The sequence below is a fragment of the Sporolactobacillus sp. Y61 genome, from assembly GCF_040529185.1.
Lineage (GTDB): Bacteria > Bacillota > Bacilli > Bacillales > Sporolactobacillaceae > Sporolactobacillus.
In genome coordinates this window covers 567,092-584,217 of record NZ_CP159510.1, presented here as the reverse complement: position 1 = coordinate 584,217, position 17,126 = coordinate 567,092, and the positions used below count along the sequence as shown (strand labels likewise).

Here is a 17,126-nt window from a genome sequence, read left to right as displayed (position 1 = left end):
TAAAAAGATTAGGTGGCAATGATAATGAGTGAAAATAACACAAACGTACCCAAAATAAGGTTCCCGGGTTTCACTGGTGATTGGAAACAGCGGAAGCTTTCAGAAGTGATGTCAGATTTCATTGTTCCAATGCGCGATAAACCAAAAGAATTCTCTGGAACTATACCTTGGACCAGAATTGAAGATATTGAAGGTAAGTATTTGAATGATTCACTTTCTGGGCAATATGTGTCGGAAGAAACTATAAAGAAAATGAATTTAAGGATAATTCCTAAAGGTTCCTTGATTGTTTCTGCTAGTGCTACATTTGGGGTTGTTGCAGTGGTAACACGGGATTTGATCACAAATCAAACTTTTATTGGGTTAGTTCCTAAAGAAGATTTTGATTTAGATTTTCTATATACTTTTTTTCAATCTTCGACTGTTCAAAAAAAAATGAGATTAGAATCTGCTGGTTCAACAATATTCTATATCTCAAGACAAACGTTTGAAGATATGAAATTTCCATTTCCAATTAAAGATGAGCAAAAAAAAATCGGTGCCTTTTTCGCAGGGCTCGATCACCTCATCACCCTTCATCAGCGTAAGTTAAATCACTTGCAGGATGAGAAGAAAAGTTTGCTGCAAAAAATGTTTCCGAAAAAGGGTGAAAATGTTCCTGAAATTCGCTTTCCAGGATTTACTCACGCCTGGGAACAGCGAAAGGTAAATGATCTTGTAACTCAAGTTATTCGCAAAGTTCCAAAACCTGATCATCCATATGAAAGAATTTCTGTCAGATCACATGCAAAAGGTACTTTTCATCAGAAGGTTGAAGACCCTAAAACTGTCGCTATGGATAAATTATTTGTGGTTAAAGAAAATGATTTAATTGTAAATATTACTTTTGCTTGGGAGCATGCAATCGCTATTGCAAATAAATCAGATAATGGATTATTAGTGTCACATAGATTTCCTACCTATAGAGCAGATGGGAAATCTGATATTAATTTCCTTCATTATTTAGTTTCACGAGAAGAATTTAGAAGAAAATTAGAGTTCATATCTCCTGGAGGGGCTGGTCGAAATCGTGTAATGAATAAAAAAGATTTCCTTAAGCTAAAGGTTACTATCCCTTTGAACATTGAAGAACAACAGAAAATCGGAGCCTTCTTCAAGAATCTCGATCACCTCATCACTCTTCATCAGCGCGAGCTGGATCATTGCAAGAAGTTAAAGAAAGCTTTGTTGCAACAAATGTTTGTTTAAATTCAAAATCGAAAGGAAATCAAAGACATGAGTAAAAAATTACAAAGCATTAACAGCCGGCTCTGGGCGATGGCAAACGAACTGCGTGGAAATATGGACGCATCAGAGTACAAAAACTACATCCTGGCATTTATGTTCTATCGTTATTTGTCAGAACATCAGGAGCAATACCTGGTAGATTATAATGTGATTGATGTGGCAAACGGTCAATCCATTAATGACGCCTATAAAGAACAGGCCGCAGGAGACGACCTGGCTGAATATTTAGAAGATATTTCATCAAGTTTAGGTTATGCGATTGCACCGGACGATACCTGGGCATCGCTGATCAATAAAATCAATAACAGCCAGGTGATCCCAAGCGATTATCAGACTATTTTTGATAACTTCAATAAAAATGCCGGACTGAATAAAGAGGCGGTACAGGACTTCCATGGTGTATTCAACGATATTAATTTGGGAGACTCGCGTCTTGGGAGTTCGACTAATGAACGTGCCAAATCGCTTAACCGTATCGTCAAATTGATTAACGGGATTGCCTATAAAGGTGAAGACGGAGAAGATATTCTCGGTGCGATTTATGAATATCTAATTGGTCAATTCGCCGCAAGTGCGGGTAAAAAAGGCGGAGAATTTTATACGCCTCATGAGGTCAGCAAGGTTCTGGCCAAAATAGTCACGGATGGCGTAGAAGAATCTGACCGTACGTTTTCTGTATATGATCCGACTTGTGGCTCCGGTTCTCTGCTTTTGACCGTTCAGGGTGAGCTGCCGGGAGGAAATAAACCTGGCGCGATTAAATTCTACGGTCAGGAGAAAAATACGACAACGTACAACCTGGCACGCATGAATTTGATGATGCACGGTGTTTCTTTTAACAATATGACGTTAAATAATGCAGATACGCTGGAAAGTGATTGGCCGGACGGACCGGATGCAAAGGGCATCGACCATCCACGCAGTTTTGACGCCGTGGTCGCAAATCCACCCTATTCCGCTCACTGGGACAATAGTGAAACGAAGCTGAAGGATCCGCGTTTTAGTGAATACGGAAAGCTTGCTCCAAAAACGAAAGCAGACTATGCTTTCGTATTGCACAGCCTTTACCACTTGAACGATACCGGAAAGATGGCGATTGTGTTGCCGCATGGTGTGCTGTTCCGTGGGGCTGCTGAAGGGCGAATTCGCCGGACAATCATTGAAAAGAATTATCTTGACACCGTGATTGGTTTACCTGCGAATCTATTCTATGGCGTTTCCATTCCAACCACGATTTTAGTATTCAAGAAAAATCGTAAAACGAAAGATATTTTATTTATTGACGCAAGGAAGGAGTTTGAAAAAGGTAAAAATCAAAACAAACTTACGGGCGAGCATATCAACAAAATTATTGAAACGTACCAAAATCGTGCAGACGTCGATAAATATGCTCATGTTGCATCGCCTGATGAAATCAAAGAAAATGATTTCAACTTGAATATTCCCCGTTATGTGGACACTTTTGAGGAAGAACCACCCATTGATCTGGATGAAGTGATCAAACAGCTGGATCAGGATAAAAAAGAAATTGCTGAACTTGAGGCCACCATTAAAGAACAGTTGAAGATTTTAGGTGTCAACGTCTGAATGAAGCGGGAAGGTGGCAGGCTGCTTTTCGCATGGCTATCGTATAGACGAAATCACAGGCCTCCTGATGTCAGGAGACCTGCTTTCGCTGTCGATCAGTTTTTGATGATCATTTTATCAGTATAGAAGTAAACTGATTGTTTCCTTTTATACTTTTCGATAAGTCAAAACCCTTGTTTATCGTAAAAATTTCGCTTTGGGGTATGGTATAATTGGATTAATCCATTGTGACTAAAACGTATGAAAAAAACAAAAATGGCGCATGGGCATGCGCCTGTATATTTCATTGCACTGACGAATCATTTAGTCAGGTGATCATATTTGTTCAGTAACTGATCAAGTCGACGACTCAGGTGTTGAACGTGACGTGAAGTAAGCGGCTCTCTGATCGTGGCCAGAATCATTTGATTGCGGGCCTGTTCAATTTTTCTGATCAATTGGGGCTTATTCATGTGACACCTCCAGAATATGTCGTATAGTATCAGGTTACCCGTTTTGTTAATAATGAAACAAAGTGAGATAGTGAACCGTCAGGGTGAAACTTCCGCCGGTTCAAATCGTATAAAATATTGCTGCAAAAGAGGTTCAGGATGGAACATCAGGAGAAGCGGCTGATCAAAAAAGTAAAAAAAGGAGACCATCAGGCCTTTGCTGAACTTGTTGACAGATACAAGAACAGCGTATTTAATATTTGCTTCAGAATGGTTGGAAATCGTCAGGAAGCAGAAGATCTGTCCCAGGAGACATTTATTCGTGCCTATAACCATATTGATCGATTTGACATAAACCGTCGCTTTTCTACATGGATCTTCCGGATTGCGACAAACCTGTCCATCGATTCCCTGCGCAGAAAGAAGGCCAGCGTTTCCCTGGATGCTGAAGTTCCCGGAACGGATGGCCTGTCACTCAATACGATGCTGTCTGATCCGGATGAATCGTCCCACCCGGATAAACACCTGCTGCGCAGTGAGACGGAACAGTGGGTTCAGCACGGCATTGCACAGCTTCCGGAAAAATATCGATCTGCTGTGGTCCTGAAATACATTGAAGAACTCAGTCTGAAGGAAATAAGCGAAGTGATGGACCTTCCCATCGGTACGGTCAAGACCCGTGTCCACCGCGGCCGGGAAATGCTGCGGAAAACCCTGGTGGCTTCAAGAGGTGAGAAACGATGACGTGTTCTAATAAAAAATATCTTGCATTAATGAATAAAGTAATGGATGGCGAGGCGACGATAAGTGAAAGGGAAGAGCTTGATCAGCATCTGGCCTCATGTGACAGCTGCCGGAATTATTTTCACGAGCTTCAGCTGTCAACAGAACTGTTGCATCAGCTGAGCCGCCCGCGGCTGCCGGATGACTTCACGCAGCACGTGATGGAACGCCTTCCCGCAGAAAAAAGGCATGCGATCCGGACATGGACATCCCGTCATCCCCTGCTTTCGGCTGTTGTGGTCTGCGCGCTTCCGGTGTCCTATCTTATGGTTAGGGCGGGACGGCAGAACCAGCTTTCAGAGAAAAATGATGACCATTTTATTATGCTTAAGCTGCCCGGGGAGCGTTCCTGAAAGAGGAGCCCCGCTCCCGTTACGTTTGATTCATACTGCTGAATGAAAAATAGAAGTGAACGGTGTCCGGATGCACCCTGACCTTCCGGCTGAGTCATTCGGACTTTACTGTTGTCTGCCTGAGGGGCCGTACAGGATTGCGCCGGCCCCGTATTCATATCGTGATACGAACGGCTGATTTGGAGGAGAAAAGCCATGTCTTTATGGGCTCATTTCAACATTTTAAACTATCTTACGGATATTATTGATATTCTGATTGTCAGTTATCTGATATATAAGGTTATCATGATTATCCGGGGCACAAAGGCCGTTCAGCTTGCGAAGGGTATATTGCTCATTGTCGGGGTCTGGTTCCTGAGCAGTCTGTTTCATTTAAGAACGCTCGAATGGATCCTGAACAATGCGATTACATATGGGCTGTTCGCGATCATTGTGATCTTCCAGCCGGAACTCAGACGCGTGCTTGAACAGCTGGGTCGTGGTAAACTGTTTTCCAGAGGAACAGTTGTCGAAGAGCAGCATAAACAGATGATCGAGTCGGTGGTTAAAGCTGCCTCTTACATGTCTAAAAGGCGAATTGGCGCGCTGATGTCGATTGAACGCAAGACAGGGCTCAATGATTACATTGAAACCGGCATTCCGATCAGCGGAAATCTGACCTCTCAGTTATTAATCAATATCTTTATTCCGAACACGCCGCTGCATGATGGGGCAGTGATCATCCGGGGCAATGAAGTCATTGCCGCAGCCTGCTACCTGCCGCTGTCAGAAAGCCCGTTTATTTCCAAAGAGCTGGGTACACGGCATCGCGCGGCGATGGGGGTCAGTGAGGTTACCGATGCGCTGACTGTCGTCGTTTCAGAGGAGACGGGCGGCATCACGGTGACAAAAAACGGTGAAATGTTCCGGGAAATATCAGAAGAACAGCTGTCAGAAATGCTGCAGCATGAACTGAACAATCCCGCACCGGCTTCGTCCTCATTTCTCAACTGGAGAGGAAAACATCATGGATAAACTTCTGCACAACAACTGGTTTGTAAAAATCATATCATTTGTCACTGCGATGATGCTTTACGCCATTGTGACTGCAGGCAACGGTCAGCCTCCTGCCCCTTCGGACGTCAGTAAAACAGCTGATGGTTCACAGCAGACGACGATGAGCGTAAAATTAGATGCGAGATACGACTCGGATCGGTACGTGATCAGCGGAGCCCCTGAGCGGGTCAACCTGCGCCTGACGGGTTCAAATGACCTGATTCTGAAGGCCCGTCCGCTTGCAGGTAAAAGTGCATTTATTGACATGACAGGAATGAAGCCGGGAACCTATGATGTACAGATTCAGACGAAAGGCTTCCCGGGCGGACTTAAGGTGACACCTGTTCCCCGTAAGGTACGGGTGACGCTTCAGGAGAAGACAAGTAAAGAAATGCCGGTCTCAGTGGATATCCTGAATAAGGATTCTATAGGTGAAGATTATCAGATCGGGGATCCAGTTATCGATCAGCAGCGCGTGACGATTACCGGAGGCAAAGAAACGGTGGATTCTATTGCCTTTGTCAGAGGCGTGGTTAACCTCAAAGGGGCGGACTCCACAGTAGACAAAATGATCTCACTGCACGCTTACGATAACAGTGGATCCCAGGTTAATACGGATATTTCGCCGTCCTCCGTACATGTGCGTGTGCCGATTACGAGAGTCTCAAAACAATTAGATATTCAGGGTATTACAACAGGGAAGCCAGCCGATGGTTATTCAGTAAGTTCACTTGAGCTCTCAGAAAAACAGGCCACTGTATTCGCTGAAGATGGAGATGCACTGAATGAGATCACGGCCATTGAACCGCTGTCTGTATCTGTTGATGGTCTGAAAGAGGATCGAACAGTGAATGTCAATGTCCCCGTACCGCCGGGTGCAACAAAGGTAACGCCAAAAACCGTCAAAGTGACGGTGCACATTGTTCCCTCTGAAAAGCCGGCTTCCGGTCAGGATGGGGATTCATCATCATCATCTTCCGGCGCATCTTCATCGGGCAGTTCTGGCTCATCATCGGACAGTTCCGGTTCATCATCATCGTCGGGGCAGAGCGAAGCCAGTACTGAAACAAGGAAATTCAGCTCTGTTCCTGTGACTGCAGCCAATCTGTCGGATAACCGCAGGGCCACGTTGGATCATAACAGTGCTGTTGATGTTTCAGTCACAGGAAAAGCTTCCGACATGGACCGTCTGGACAGGGACGACATTCGTGCAGAAGTGGATCTTAAAGGTCTGGATACGGGCGATCACCAGGTTCAGGTTTCTGTTGCCGTCCCTGAAGGCATGACTGCCGTATCAAACCCGGGGAAACTGAAAGTAACCATCAGTTAACAGCTCTGAGGAGTAAAAATTCTTCGCGATAAAATCAACAACAGCCCCCTAAATAATGCTATATATGAGATAATTTAACAGTAATAAATCCCATAATAGTGCTATTTTTTTAGGAGGTTCTTATGATTACACGGAAAGAGAAACGAGAGCAGGAGAAGAACGTCAATTATTTTCTCGAGTTTCAGAAAATATGCCATCATTTCTTTAAAGGATTCACCAACAGGCTCAGAAAGGTCAAAGATCCGAGACACCAGAGTTATGTCACCTATGATTCAGACTTGATGCTTTGGATGATGATCCTGAAAAATGTCTGTCAGTTCACCAGCATGCGCAGCCTGAGCAACGGACTTAATCGTGAAGAATGTATCGATAACCTGCAAAAGATGCTCGCTACTCAGGAGCTTCATGAACTGCCCCACTATGACACGATCAACGATTTCCTGTCGCGGCTTGATCCGAAGGAACTGGAAAACATTCGCATCGGTTTAATCCGGGAGCTCCTCAAAAAGCGGTGTTTTGAGGCCGAACGGATCGAGGGGAAGTATTGGGGGATTATCATTGATGGGACCGGGCTTTTCCACTTTAACAAGAAGCATTGTGCACATTGCCTGAAACGCGAACATACCCACAAAAAGACCGGAGAAACCTGGACGGATTACCAGCATCACGTTCTGGAAGCCAAACTGGTCGTTGGGGATATGGTGCTGAGTATCGACTCGGAATTTATAGAGAACGAGCACGAGGACGTGACCAAACAGGACTGTGAACGTCGCGCCTTCGAGCGCCTGAGCACCCGATTGAAAGCGACCTTCAAGCGTCTGCCCATCTGTATCCTGGCGGATAGCCTATATGCGTGTGAATCAGTCTTTCAGCGATGTGAGGCTAACCGCTGGAAATACATGTTTCGCTTCAAAGCAGGCAGTATTCCGAGTGTGGCGCAGGAATTCGAGGCGCTGAAAGCGCTGAAGTATCGGGGACAATCTGCAACGACCTACTGGGTGAATGATATCGCCTACCAGGAAAGAAAACTAAATGCCCTGGAGGCTACGGTTCAGGAAAAAGAAAAAACACACACCTTTCTGTTTCTGACCAATCTGCCTATCACGGAGAAGAAGGCAGAGGTGTTGGTAGCGGTTGGGCGAAGGCGCTGGAAGATTGAAAATCAGGGGTTTAATCGACAAAAGCACGTACAGTACGCCATTCAACACGTGAACAGCCAGAATCATCAGGCGATGAAGAATCACTATCTTCTTACACAGATTGCGGATATTTTGATGCAGTTATATGAAAAGGGGTCAAAACTGCTCCGTACGCAAAAAAAGACGGCAAAAGAAATATCCTCAGCCCTGTTAGAAGCGATTCGGACACGCAGATTAACAGAGGAGGATATGGCTAGCCTGGTGAAACCGATGCAAGTCCGGTTTACCGGTTAAGAACAGTATATCAGAAAGGGGGAATGCCAGGCAAAGCTACAGTCAAAAAAAATTAAAAAAGGCCATCAAAATTTGGCTTGTCCCTTTTTCAAAAAAAGCGGAAAAGCAGAATTGGAAATATATGTAAAATCAGATCAGCTATTCGCATGACACGGAGGGCCTCACAAAAATTTACTCCTCAGAGCTGATCAGTTAAAAAGGCTTTTGACAGAAACCCGGCTGAAGTTTACAATAAAGCAGCAACCAGGTTGAAAGGAAAGGCAGGAAGATTGGAAATGGCGAAATACTTTGGAACGGATGGAGTCAGAGGAGTTGCGAACAGTGAGCTGACACCGGAACTGGCTTTTAAACTGGGCCGAGCAGGCGGTTATGCCCTGACAAAAACGACGGATCATCCGAAAGTCATGGTTGGTCGCGACACCCGTATTTCCGGGTATATGCTTGAAGATGCCCTGATTGCGGGGCTGCTTTCCATTGGAGTAGAAGTCATGCGTCTGGGTGTGATTACGACACCGGGCGTAGCTTATCTGACGAAAGCCATGGATGCAAGTGCCGGAGTCATGATTTCCGCCTCTCACAATCCGGTAGCTGATAACGGCATCAAATTTTTCGGCAGCGACGGTTTCAAATTAAGTGACGACGTGGAAGAAACGATCGAAGCCCTGCTGGCAAGAGAAAAGGATGACCTCCCGCGCCCGACCGGTGTCAACCTGGGCGCCTCCAGTGATTATTTTGAAGGCAGTCAGAAATATATCCAGTTTCTGAAACAGACCATTGAGGATGAAGACTTTTCAACGATGAGTCTGGCTCTGGATTGTGCCAATGGATCAACCAGTTCACTTGCTCCTCATCTGTTTGCCGATCTGGAAGCGGATATTGTGACCATAGGGACCTCACCGAACGGGAAGAATATTAATGAGGGCGTGGGTTCTACGCATCCGGATGCGCTCTCAGCATTTGTCGTCGAAAAAGGGGCCGACTGCGGGCTTGCTTTTGACGGTGACGGGGACCGTCTGATTGCTGTTGACGAACTCGGCAATGTGATCGACGGTGACAAGATCATGTATATCTGTGCAACCTATATGAAATCAAAGGGACTTTTGAATAAGAATACACTGGTCACAACGGTCATGAGTAATCTTGGCCTTTATAAAACACTGAAAGAGGCTCAGATTGAAACAAAGCAGACAAAGGTCGGGGACCGGTATGTCATGGAAGAAATGCGTGCCGGTGGTTACGTACTCGGAGGCGAGCAGTCCGGCCACATTATTTTCCTCAACCACGCGACAACCGGGGATGGCATGCTGACGGCACTCCAGCTGGTCAGCATCATGAAGGCAACCGGGAAAAAATTATCCGAACTTGCGGCCGGGCTGAAGAAATATCCTCAGAAACTGGTGAACCTCGAGGTTGCTGACAAATTCCATGTGACCGATCAGCCGGCTGTCGCCGCGGTGATCAGTCAGGTTGAGACAGAAATGGCGGGAGACGGCCGCGTCCTGGTTCGTCCGTCAGGGACAGAGCCGCTCATTCGTGTGATGGCAGAAGCACCAACCGAAGAGGCCTGCGATGCATTTGTTTCCCGCATTGCCAAAGTGATTGAATCTGAGCTTGGCGGCAAGATCAGGCAATAAGTTTTCGTTTATATAATTGGCAAAATGACCCTGCACAGGAGACACTTCCTGCGAATAAATATAAAGCAGAAAGAACAGTTGAAAGGGCATGCAGGATTGATAGACTAAGTCATGTGTTTGACTCAGAAATGGAAAAGAGGGCAGTTGAACTGAATAGAAAGCGCCTGGACTATTCCGAGTGACGGAGAAAAATCAGGAATAGTTGACGAGGAAGAGGTTTATCGAAGAACTCGGCGGATGCCTCTCGGTTTGCTTGCACCGTAAGTCCGCACACAAAACAGGAAGGCAACTTTCTGGACAGAACCCGGACAGTAAGCACAAAAAAACAAGTGGGGCAGGATTGCCCCCTGAGCTTTCTTGCCTCACAGGGAGGTTCATTCCTATGTGTGGTATTGTTGGCTATATTGGCAATGAGGATGCAAGTGACATTTTACTGAAGGGTCTGACTAATCTCGAGTATCGCGGCTACGATTCGGCGGGGATTGCTCTGCTCAATGGCGACGGCGTTCATGTGTTTAAGGAAAAAGGGCGGATTGACGTTCTGAAAAAATCGGTTGATCCTGCTGTTCATGCCACACTGGGTATCGGGCATACCCGCTGGGCGACGCACGGCGAACCCAGCCGTCGGAATGCTCATCCACACCAGAGCGCTTCTGGGCGGTTCACCATCGTTCATAATGGGGTGATTGAGAATTACAGTCAGCTGAAAGAGCACTATCTCGCTGACGTCCCGATGAAGAGCGACACGGATACGGAAGTGGCCGTTCAGCTGGTTGAACGCTTTGTAAACGATGGACTTGGTGTGGAGGAAGCCCTGCGCAAGACACTGAAACTGATCGACGGTTCTTACGCCATTGCCCTCCTTGACTCCGAAAACAGTGAAACGCTTTATGTGGCAAAAAATAAGAGCCCGCTTTTGATCGGACTGGGCGATGGCTTCAATGTCGTTGCCAGTGATGCGACAGCCATGATTCAGAAGACCAAACGCTATGTCGAACTGATGGATGAGGAAATTGTTGTCCTCACGCGGAACAGCTATACGATCAAAGATCTGGACGGCAACGTGAAGTCAAGAGCTCCTTTTACCGTTTCTTTTGATGCGGCTGATACGGAAAAGGGTGCTTATCCACATTATATGCTCAAGGAAATTGACGAGCAGCCGGCGGTCATCCGCAGACTGGTACAGAAGTACAGCGATGGGAAGGGTAATATAAAGGTTGATCCGGCCATTGTTGACGCTTTGACGAAGTGCGACCGCGTGTATGTCATCGCCTGCGGTACCAGCTACCATGCCGGCGTTGTCGGAAAACAGTTGATAGAGCAAATTGCAGGGATCCCGACAGAAGTGCATATCTCCAGTGAATTTTCCTATAATATGCCGCTTCTCTCGAAGAAACCGCTGTTTATCTTTATCTCCCAGAGCGGTGAGACGGCCGACAGTCGTGCCGTCCTGGTTAAAGTCAAAAAGCTGGGTTACCCGACTCTGACAATGACCAATGTGGAAGGCTCAACCCTTTACCGGGAAGCGGATTATAAAATGCTGCTCTATGCCGGACCGGAAATCGCCGTCGCATCGACCAAAGCCTACACCGCACAGATCGCTGTCTTCTCACTTCTTGCCGTAGCGGCTGCGAAGCGAAAGGGTATGACACCTGACTTTGACCTGACCCATGAACTGAGTATCGCTGCTCAGGCGATGGAACAGATGGTTGATGAAAAAACATTGCTTCAGGGCATTGCCCGTGATTATCTGTCAATCACACATAACGCGTTCTATATTGGCCGCGGCCTTGATTATTACGTCTGCATGGAAGCTGCTCTGAAGCTGAAAGAAGTCTCATATATTCAGGCGGAAGGCTTTGCAGGCGGTGAGCTGAAGCACGGTACCATTGCCCTGATTGAAGACGGAACCCCGGTTCTCGCCTTTGCCACACAGGAAAATGTCAATAACAGCATCCGAAATAATGTCGAAGAAGTCTCGGCGCGCGGCGCTCATACCTGTATCATCAGTATGGATGGTGTGACCAGCCAGCCCGGTGACCAGATTGTGCTCCCCAAAGTGCACAAAGCCCTGACACCACTTGTTTGCGCCATTCCACTGCAGTTGATCGCCTATTATGCGGCCCTGCAGAACGAATGCGATGTTGATAAACCCAGAAACCTGGCCAAATCGGTAACGGTGGAATAATTGTAAATAAGTAAGTAAGATATATTGTACTATCGAATAAAGTTCTTTACTGAGACTGTTGCTATGAGTTAATCATAGTAGCAGTCTTTTCTTTTTCAGGGGTGATTGTTTGCCGAACCAAACGAATCATTGGACAGAAGATAAAATTGCACGATTACGCTGAGGGTCGAGACGGCTGAAATAACGCTCAGCAGACCTGATCCGGTTTTCTGCTTCAATGTCTCAAAGAGCATGGTTTCTCATTGCAACATATATAAGTTTGCAGTAATATAAAGGCTAGGGAATATAAGCGGAGGTGAATATATGAACGCAGTAGTTGAAGATGTCGCTGAAACTTCTTCCTTGCTTAAACTGCTTGGTGATAAAACACGCCTTACGATTCTTTCTTACTTAAAGCACGGGGAGCTGTGTGTGTGTGAACTTGTTGACCTGCTAAATGCTTCGCAGCCGGCGATCAGTCAGCATTTAAAAAAACTGCGTCTGGCAGGCATTATCCAGGAAAGAAAACAGGGGACCTGGGTGTATTACAGTCTGAACAAATCAGTTCCAGATTATGTGTCTGTCATTATTGATTCTCTGCCGGATCAGCATGTGGGCAGATGCGGAAGCTCTGAGTGTAACTAATATTTCATTAAGTGATATGAGCATGGCTCAAATCAGTTGTTAGTTAAAATGGAAGGAATCGTCCACATGAAAAAAATCATCTACTTTCTCTGCACCGGTAATTCTTGCCGCAGTCAGATGGCTGAAGGGTTTGGTAAAAAATATTTAGGAGAAGAATTTGACGTCCGTTCAGCTGGAATTGAAGCCCACGGATTAAATCCGAACGCGGTAAAAGCGATGAAAGAAGTCGGTATTGACATTTCGATGCAGGGGTCGAAGGTCATCGACATAAACCTGTTAAATCAGGCATACCTGGTGGTTACGCTTTGTGGTGATGCAGAAGAACGTTGCCCAATGACCCCTCCTCATGTTCGAAGAGAACATTGGGGGTTCGAGGATCCGGCAAAAGCACAGGGAACAGAGGTAGAAAAATGGGCGGTGTTCCAGCGTGTCCGTGATGGCATTGGTAAACGAATCAAACAGTTTGCAGAAGAGGAGAAGTCACTGAATCATTAAAAATGGAGATGAGTCTTGATGAAAACCATCCAGATTTTTGAACCAGCCATGTGCTGCTCAACCGGTGTCTGCGGACCCGGTATTGATCCGGAACTGATCCGGATCACCGGTGCCGTGCACAATTTGAGAAAGGGCGGAGTGAATATCTCCCGTTTCAATTTAACGAACCATCGGGGGCTTTTGCTAAAAACCAGGCCATCCAGGATCTGCTGGAAAGTGAAGGCATGGATGTGCTTCCTGTAACGATTGCTGATGGAAAGGTCGTTAAAAAGGGAAATTATCCCAGCAATCAGGAACTGGCTGATTGGACGAAAGTATCCATTGACGAAATCGGTAAAAAGCAGCAGTTTCAAATCAAGCTTAACGTGGTGAACAAGTAAGGGAAAGAAGGAGATTCAAATGTCTCACCTGTTTCATCCTCAATCCATGGATTTAACACCCTTCCTGTTCTTTACAGGGAAAGGCGGGGTCGGAAAAACCTCTATCGCCTGCGCGACAGCTACTGCCTTGGCAGACGAGGGGAAAAAGGTACTGTTGATCAGCACGGATCCGGCCTCCAACCTGCAAGATGTTTTTGATACGCCACTGAATATGGCATATAAAGAAATACCTGAGGTGCCCAATCTTTTTGTCTCAAATCTGGATCCGGAGGAAGCGGCATCTAAGTACCGGGAAAGAGTTGTTGGTCCTTACCGTGATCAGTTACCGGATGTAGCCGTTAAACAGATGGAAGAGCAGCTTTCCGGAAGCTGTACTGTAGAAATTGCGGCTTTTGATGCTTTTTCTTCAATGCTAACGGATCAGTCAGTTGTTCAATCGTTTGACTACATCATTTTTGATACGGCACCTACCGGACATACTCTGCGCCTGCTGCAGCTGCCGACGGCATGGAGCGGATTTCTCGAGGAGAACACACATGGTGCTTCCTGCCTGGGCCCGCTTGCCGGCTTAAGCGATAAGAAAAAGCAATATAAAGAAACGGTTCAGGCGCTTTCGGACCGAACAAAAACCATGTTGATGCTGGTTACCCGTCCGGAGACTTCAGCGATAAAAGAAGCGGCCCGGGCATCCGGAGAGCTGAAAAAAACAGGAATAAAAAATCAGTATTTGCTGATTAATGGACGAATGAAAAGAGCGAGCGCGGATGATGCTTTAGCCGCTGCCTTTCTGGAACGAGAAAACCAGGCACTGGCCAATCTTCCTGAAGAACTGAAAGACCTGCAGTCATTCGATATTTTTCTTGCGCCTTTTAACATGACTGGTGTCCAAAACATCAGACGATTATTATCTGACCATTTTTCAGATGGAGATAAAGGGAACGAACGCCAGACACATGGAGAAGACTCTGCCGGGTACCCTGAACTTCAGGTAATGATTGATGATTTACTTAAGAAAAAACAGCGTATTATCTTTACGATGGGAAAAGGCGGCGTCGGCAAGACAACGATTGCCAGAAAAATAGCTGTGGAACTGGCAGCGCGTGGGAACAAGGTTCACCTGACGACGACAGATCCGGCCGGCCATTTAGATCCCATTTCCTCAGAGTATGGAGAGATTACAGTAAGCCGGATTGATCCGAAAAAAGAGGTTGAGGATTATCGGAAGACGGTGCTGGATCGCTCGCGGGATCAACTGGATGAGGAAGGTCTGGCTTATCTGAAGGAAGACCTTCGATCACCATGTACAGAAGAGATTGCTGTCTTTCGTGCTTTCGCCAATGTCGTTGAAAGGTCTAAAAATGAAATTGTTGTGATTGATACCGCCCCATCCGGACACACATTGCTGCTTCTGGATAGTACAGAAGCCTATCATCGGGAAATAGCTCATTCGGCCGGCGAAGTCCCTGCCTCAGTTCAGCATCTGTTGCCCCGATTAAGAGATCCGGGGAAACAGCGGTTGTCATTGTCACGCTGGCAGAGACCACACCGGTGTTTGAGTCTGAACGACTGGCAAAAGATTTGAAGCGTGCCGGGATCGTGCCAGCCTGGTGGGTTATCAATCAGAGCCTGATGATCACACAGACGGAAAATGTATTGCTGAAAACACGGGCAAGGGCCGAGCGTACATGGATTCATCGCATAGCGGAGGATTCAGGACATCATTTTGTTGTCATTCCCTGGCTGGGAAAAGGCATGAAAGTACAGGGGCTCAAAATTTCTTAATACATCAAAAGGAGTAAAGAAAAATGTTGCAGGTTACAGATGAAGCTAAAGAAATACTTAGTCAAAGTATGGAGGAACACAACTGCGATTGTCTGCGTGTTGATACCCAACCCGGCTGCTGCGGCGTTTCACTGAGATTTGCTCTGGATCATAAGAAATCAGGTGAGCAGCCAACCCCAATCAATGGTGTCCCGGTGATCATGAATCAGGAAACCGGGCAGCAGACAGATTCACTGACGATAAGCGTTGTTGACGGGAGTCTGGTCATTGACGGAGGAGGTTGTGGGTGCGGGCCTTCCGGTTGCTGCTAAGCCATCCTCCATTACTTACATTGGAGTTAGAATTTACTAAATTCTGGCTCCACTTTATTTTTGGCTTTATTTTAATTTTTGTTCAGGGAGAAAAGGGGAAAACAGGATGTCTGCAGTTTTAGCTATAATTGTATTTTTACTGACTCTGACGCTGGTCATCTGGCAGCCGAAAAATCTTTCGATTGGCTGGTCAGCCTGCGGGGGTGCCGTACTTGCCCTGCTTGTGGGTGTGGTTCATTTCAATGATGTCTGGACCGTCACCGGAATCATATGGAATGCAACCCTGTCATTCGTTGCGATCATCATTATTTCATTGATTTTGGATCACATCGGCTTTTTCGAATGGGCAGCGCTCCATATGGCACGATTGGCTGATGGGCACGGTATCCGGATGTTTATTTTCATTTCCATACTGGGTGCGGTCATCTCTGCCTTGTTTGCCAACGATGGGGGTGCATTGATTTTGACACCGATCGTACTGGCCATGGTTCGGGCACTAAAATTTGATGAACGGCGTGTTTTTCCTTTCGTGATTGCCTGTGGGTTTATTGCCGATACAACGTCGCTGCCACTTGTTGTCAGTAATCTGGTGAACATTGTCTCAGCTGATTTCTTTGGCATCACATTTAGCCGTTACGCTTTACACATGTTCATACCAACTCTTTTTTCGTTTGTAGCCAGTGTTACGGTGCTGTATCTCTATTTTCATAAGGACTGGCCGCATCAATATGAGATCTCTGATCTGAAAACCCCTTCATCAGCATTGAAAGACATTCGTATGTTTCATATCTCCTGGTTTGTCCTGATCATACTGGTTGCAGGTTATTTTGTAAGCAGTCTGTTTAACATTCCAGTATCCTTTATTGCGCTCACCATCGCGTTTATTTTCTTGATACTCGGCAACAGAAGCCCGGCAATTCATACAAAAGTGATTCTGAAAAGTGCACCATGGGCGATCGTTTTTTTCTCTTTAGGTATGTATGTCGTTGTCTACGGATTAAGGAATGCGGGGATTATTCAACTGCTTGCCAGCGTGATTGAAACAGGAGCCAGGGGTGGACTTTTTGCAGGAACGGTAATGATGGGCTTTGTCTCTGCCGTTCTGTCCGCCTTAATGAATAATATGCCGACCGTAATGATTAATGCTCTGTCTATTGATGCGACGTCAATGACCGGCATCATGCATCGTGCCCTGGTTTACGCAAACGTTGTCGGTGCCGATCTTGGACCAAAGATGACCCCAATTGGATCGCTGGCAACTCTACTGTGGCTCCATGTACTTGCAGAGAAAGGCGTAAAAATTAAATGGGGGCAATACTTTAAAATCGGCATAGTGATTACTATCCCTGTTTTGTTTATTACTCTGGTGGGTGTATATCTATCGACGATTCTATTTGGGTAAAAGTAAAGCGTCATGCTGAACTTGGTTTAAAAGCACGAATCACAAGTGATAATAAATCAATTATTGCAACA

Annotated in this window: 14 protein-coding genes and 2 pseudogenes; 15 read left to right on the top strand and 1 reads right to left on the bottom strand. The window is 46.1% G+C overall.

Features of this window, described 5'->3' with window-relative positions:
• The first annotated feature begins 24 nt into the window (after window positions 1-24).
• Complete coding sequence (locus tag ABNN70_RS02830) at window positions 25-1,248, top strand: restriction endonuclease subunit S (RefSeq protein WP_353948719.1); 1,224 nt, start codon at window positions 25-27, stop codon at window positions 1,246-1,248.
• Between the two features lie 27 nt (window positions 1,249-1,275).
• Window positions 1,276-2,874, top strand: a complete 1,599-nt coding sequence (locus tag ABNN70_RS02825; protein WP_353948718.1) for a type I restriction-modification system subunit M — start codon at window positions 1,276-1,278, stop codon at window positions 2,872-2,874.
• 299 nt (window positions 2,875-3,173) lie between these two features.
• Here ABNN70_RS02825 and ABNN70_RS02820 read toward each other — a convergent pair whose 3' ends face one another.
• Window positions 3,174-3,326 (bottom strand): aspartyl-phosphate phosphatase Spo0E family protein, encoded by a 153-nt coding sequence (locus ABNN70_RS02820; RefSeq protein ID WP_353948717.1) that lies wholly within the window; start codon window positions 3,324-3,326, stop codon window positions 3,174-3,176.
• Window positions 3,327-3,464: 138 nt separating this feature from the next.
• On the opposite strand from ABNN70_RS02820, the gene sigW reads away from it, so the two are divergent.
• From sigW to ABNN70_RS02755, 13 genes and pseudogenes are all read left to right on the top strand, one after another.
• Window positions 3,465-4,049, top strand: coding sequence for an RNA polymerase sigma factor SigW (sigW, locus tag ABNN70_RS02815; protein WP_353948716.1), 585 nt, complete (start codon window positions 3,465-3,467; stop codon window positions 4,047-4,049).
• On the top strand, window positions 4,046-4,441 hold the full coding sequence (locus ABNN70_RS02810; protein ID WP_353948715.1) for a zf-HC2 domain-containing protein: 396 nt from the start codon (window positions 4,046-4,048) through the stop codon (window positions 4,439-4,441). Before sigW ends, ABNN70_RS02810 begins: the two co-directional genes overlap by 4 nt.
• Window positions 4,442-4,636: 195 nt before the next feature.
• Window positions 4,637-5,455, top strand: coding sequence for a diadenylate cyclase CdaA (gene cdaA / locus ABNN70_RS02805; protein ID WP_353948714.1), 819 nt, complete (start codon window positions 4,637-4,639; stop codon window positions 5,453-5,455).
• On the top strand, window positions 5,448-6,806 hold the full coding sequence (locus tag ABNN70_RS02800; protein ID WP_129930291.1) for a CdaR family protein: 1,359 nt from the start codon (window positions 5,448-5,450) through the stop codon (window positions 6,804-6,806). The genes cdaA and ABNN70_RS02800 overlap by 8 nt, the downstream gene beginning before the upstream one ends.
• 122 nt (window positions 6,807-6,928) lie before the next feature.
• Window positions 6,929-8,239: a transposase family protein gene (locus ABNN70_RS02795; RefSeq protein WP_353947737.1), complete on the top strand. Its 1,311-nt coding sequence runs from the start codon at window positions 6,929-6,931 to the stop codon at window positions 8,237-8,239.
• A 275-nt stretch (window positions 8,240-8,514) separates the two neighbouring features.
• Window positions 8,515-9,873, top strand: a complete 1,359-nt coding sequence (glmM, locus tag ABNN70_RS02790; RefSeq protein WP_353948713.1) for a phosphoglucosamine mutase — start codon at window positions 8,515-8,517, stop codon at window positions 9,871-9,873.
• Between the two features lie 382 nt (window positions 9,874-10,255).
• Complete coding sequence (gene glmS, locus ABNN70_RS02785) at window positions 10,256-12,061, top strand: glutamine--fructose-6-phosphate transaminase (isomerizing) (RefSeq protein ID WP_353948712.1); 1,806 nt, start codon at window positions 10,256-10,258, stop codon at window positions 12,059-12,061.
• 303 nt (window positions 12,062-12,364) lie between these two features.
• A complete protein-coding gene (locus ABNN70_RS02780) occupies window positions 12,365-12,685 on the top strand; it encodes a metalloregulator ArsR/SmtB family transcription factor (protein WP_353948711.1) in 321 nt (106 codons plus the stop codon).
• Window positions 12,686-12,751: 66 nt separating this feature from the next.
• Window positions 12,752-13,180, top strand: coding sequence for an arsenate reductase (thioredoxin) (gene arsC, locus ABNN70_RS02775; RefSeq protein ID WP_353948710.1), 429 nt, complete (start codon window positions 12,752-12,754; stop codon window positions 13,178-13,180).
• 18 nt (window positions 13,181-13,198) lie between these two features.
• Window positions 13,199-13,560: pseudogene (gene arsD / locus ABNN70_RS02770) on the top strand (arsenite efflux transporter metallochaperone ArsD).
• 19 nt (window positions 13,561-13,579) lie between these two features.
• Window positions 13,580-15,342, top strand: a pseudogene (arsA, locus tag ABNN70_RS02765) (arsenical pump-driving ATPase).
• Window positions 15,343-15,365: 23 nt separating this feature from the next.
• Window positions 15,366-15,653, top strand: a complete 288-nt coding sequence (locus tag ABNN70_RS02760) for a hypothetical protein (protein WP_353948709.1) — start codon at window positions 15,366-15,368, stop codon at window positions 15,651-15,653.
• A 106-nt stretch (window positions 15,654-15,759) separates the two neighbouring features.
• Window positions 15,760-17,055, top strand: coding sequence for an arsenic transporter (locus ABNN70_RS02755; protein ID WP_353948708.1), 1,296 nt, complete (start codon window positions 15,760-15,762; stop codon window positions 17,053-17,055).
• The last annotated feature ends 71 nt before the right edge of the window (window positions 17,056-17,126 follow it).

Coding starts and splice junctions, on each gene's coding strand:
- arsC (WP_353948710.1), top strand. CDS start 12,752: ATGAAAAAAATCATCTACTTTCTCTGCACCGGTAATTCTTGCCGCAGT.
- ABNN70_RS02800 (WP_129930291.1), top strand. CDS start 5,448: ATGGATAAACTTCTGCACAACAACTGGTTTGTAAAAATCATATCATTT.
- glmS (WP_353948712.1), top strand. CDS start 10,256: ATGTGTGGTATTGTTGGCTATATTGGCAATGAGGATGCAAGTGACATT.
- ABNN70_RS02820 (WP_353948717.1), bottom strand. CDS start 3,326: ATGAATAAGCCCCAATTGATCAGAAAAATTGAACAGGCCCGCAATCAA.
- ABNN70_RS02810 (WP_353948715.1), top strand. CDS start 4,046: ATGACGTGTTCTAATAAAAAATATCTTGCATTAATGAATAAAGTAATG.
- cdaA (WP_353948714.1), top strand. CDS start 4,637: ATGTCTTTATGGGCTCATTTCAACATTTTAAACTATCTTACGGATATT.
- glmM (WP_353948713.1), top strand. CDS start 8,515: ATGGCGAAATACTTTGGAACGGATGGAGTCAGAGGAGTTGCGAACAGT.
- ABNN70_RS02830 (WP_353948719.1), top strand. CDS start 25: ATGAGTGAAAATAACACAAACGTACCCAAAATAAGGTTCCCGGGTTTC.
- ABNN70_RS02760 (WP_353948709.1), top strand. CDS start 15,366: ATGTTGCAGGTTACAGATGAAGCTAAAGAAATACTTAGTCAAAGTATG.
- ABNN70_RS02755 (WP_353948708.1), top strand. CDS start 15,760: ATGTCTGCAGTTTTAGCTATAATTGTATTTTTACTGACTCTGACGCTG.
- ABNN70_RS02825 (WP_353948718.1), top strand. CDS start 1,276: ATGAGTAAAAAATTACAAAGCATTAACAGCCGGCTCTGGGCGATGGCA.
- sigW (WP_353948716.1), top strand. CDS start 3,465: ATGGAACATCAGGAGAAGCGGCTGATCAAAAAAGTAAAAAAAGGAGAC.
- ABNN70_RS02795 (WP_353947737.1), top strand. CDS start 6,929: ATGATTACACGGAAAGAGAAACGAGAGCAGGAGAAGAACGTCAATTAT.
- ABNN70_RS02780 (WP_353948711.1), top strand. CDS start 12,365: ATGAACGCAGTAGTTGAAGATGTCGCTGAAACTTCTTCCTTGCTTAAA.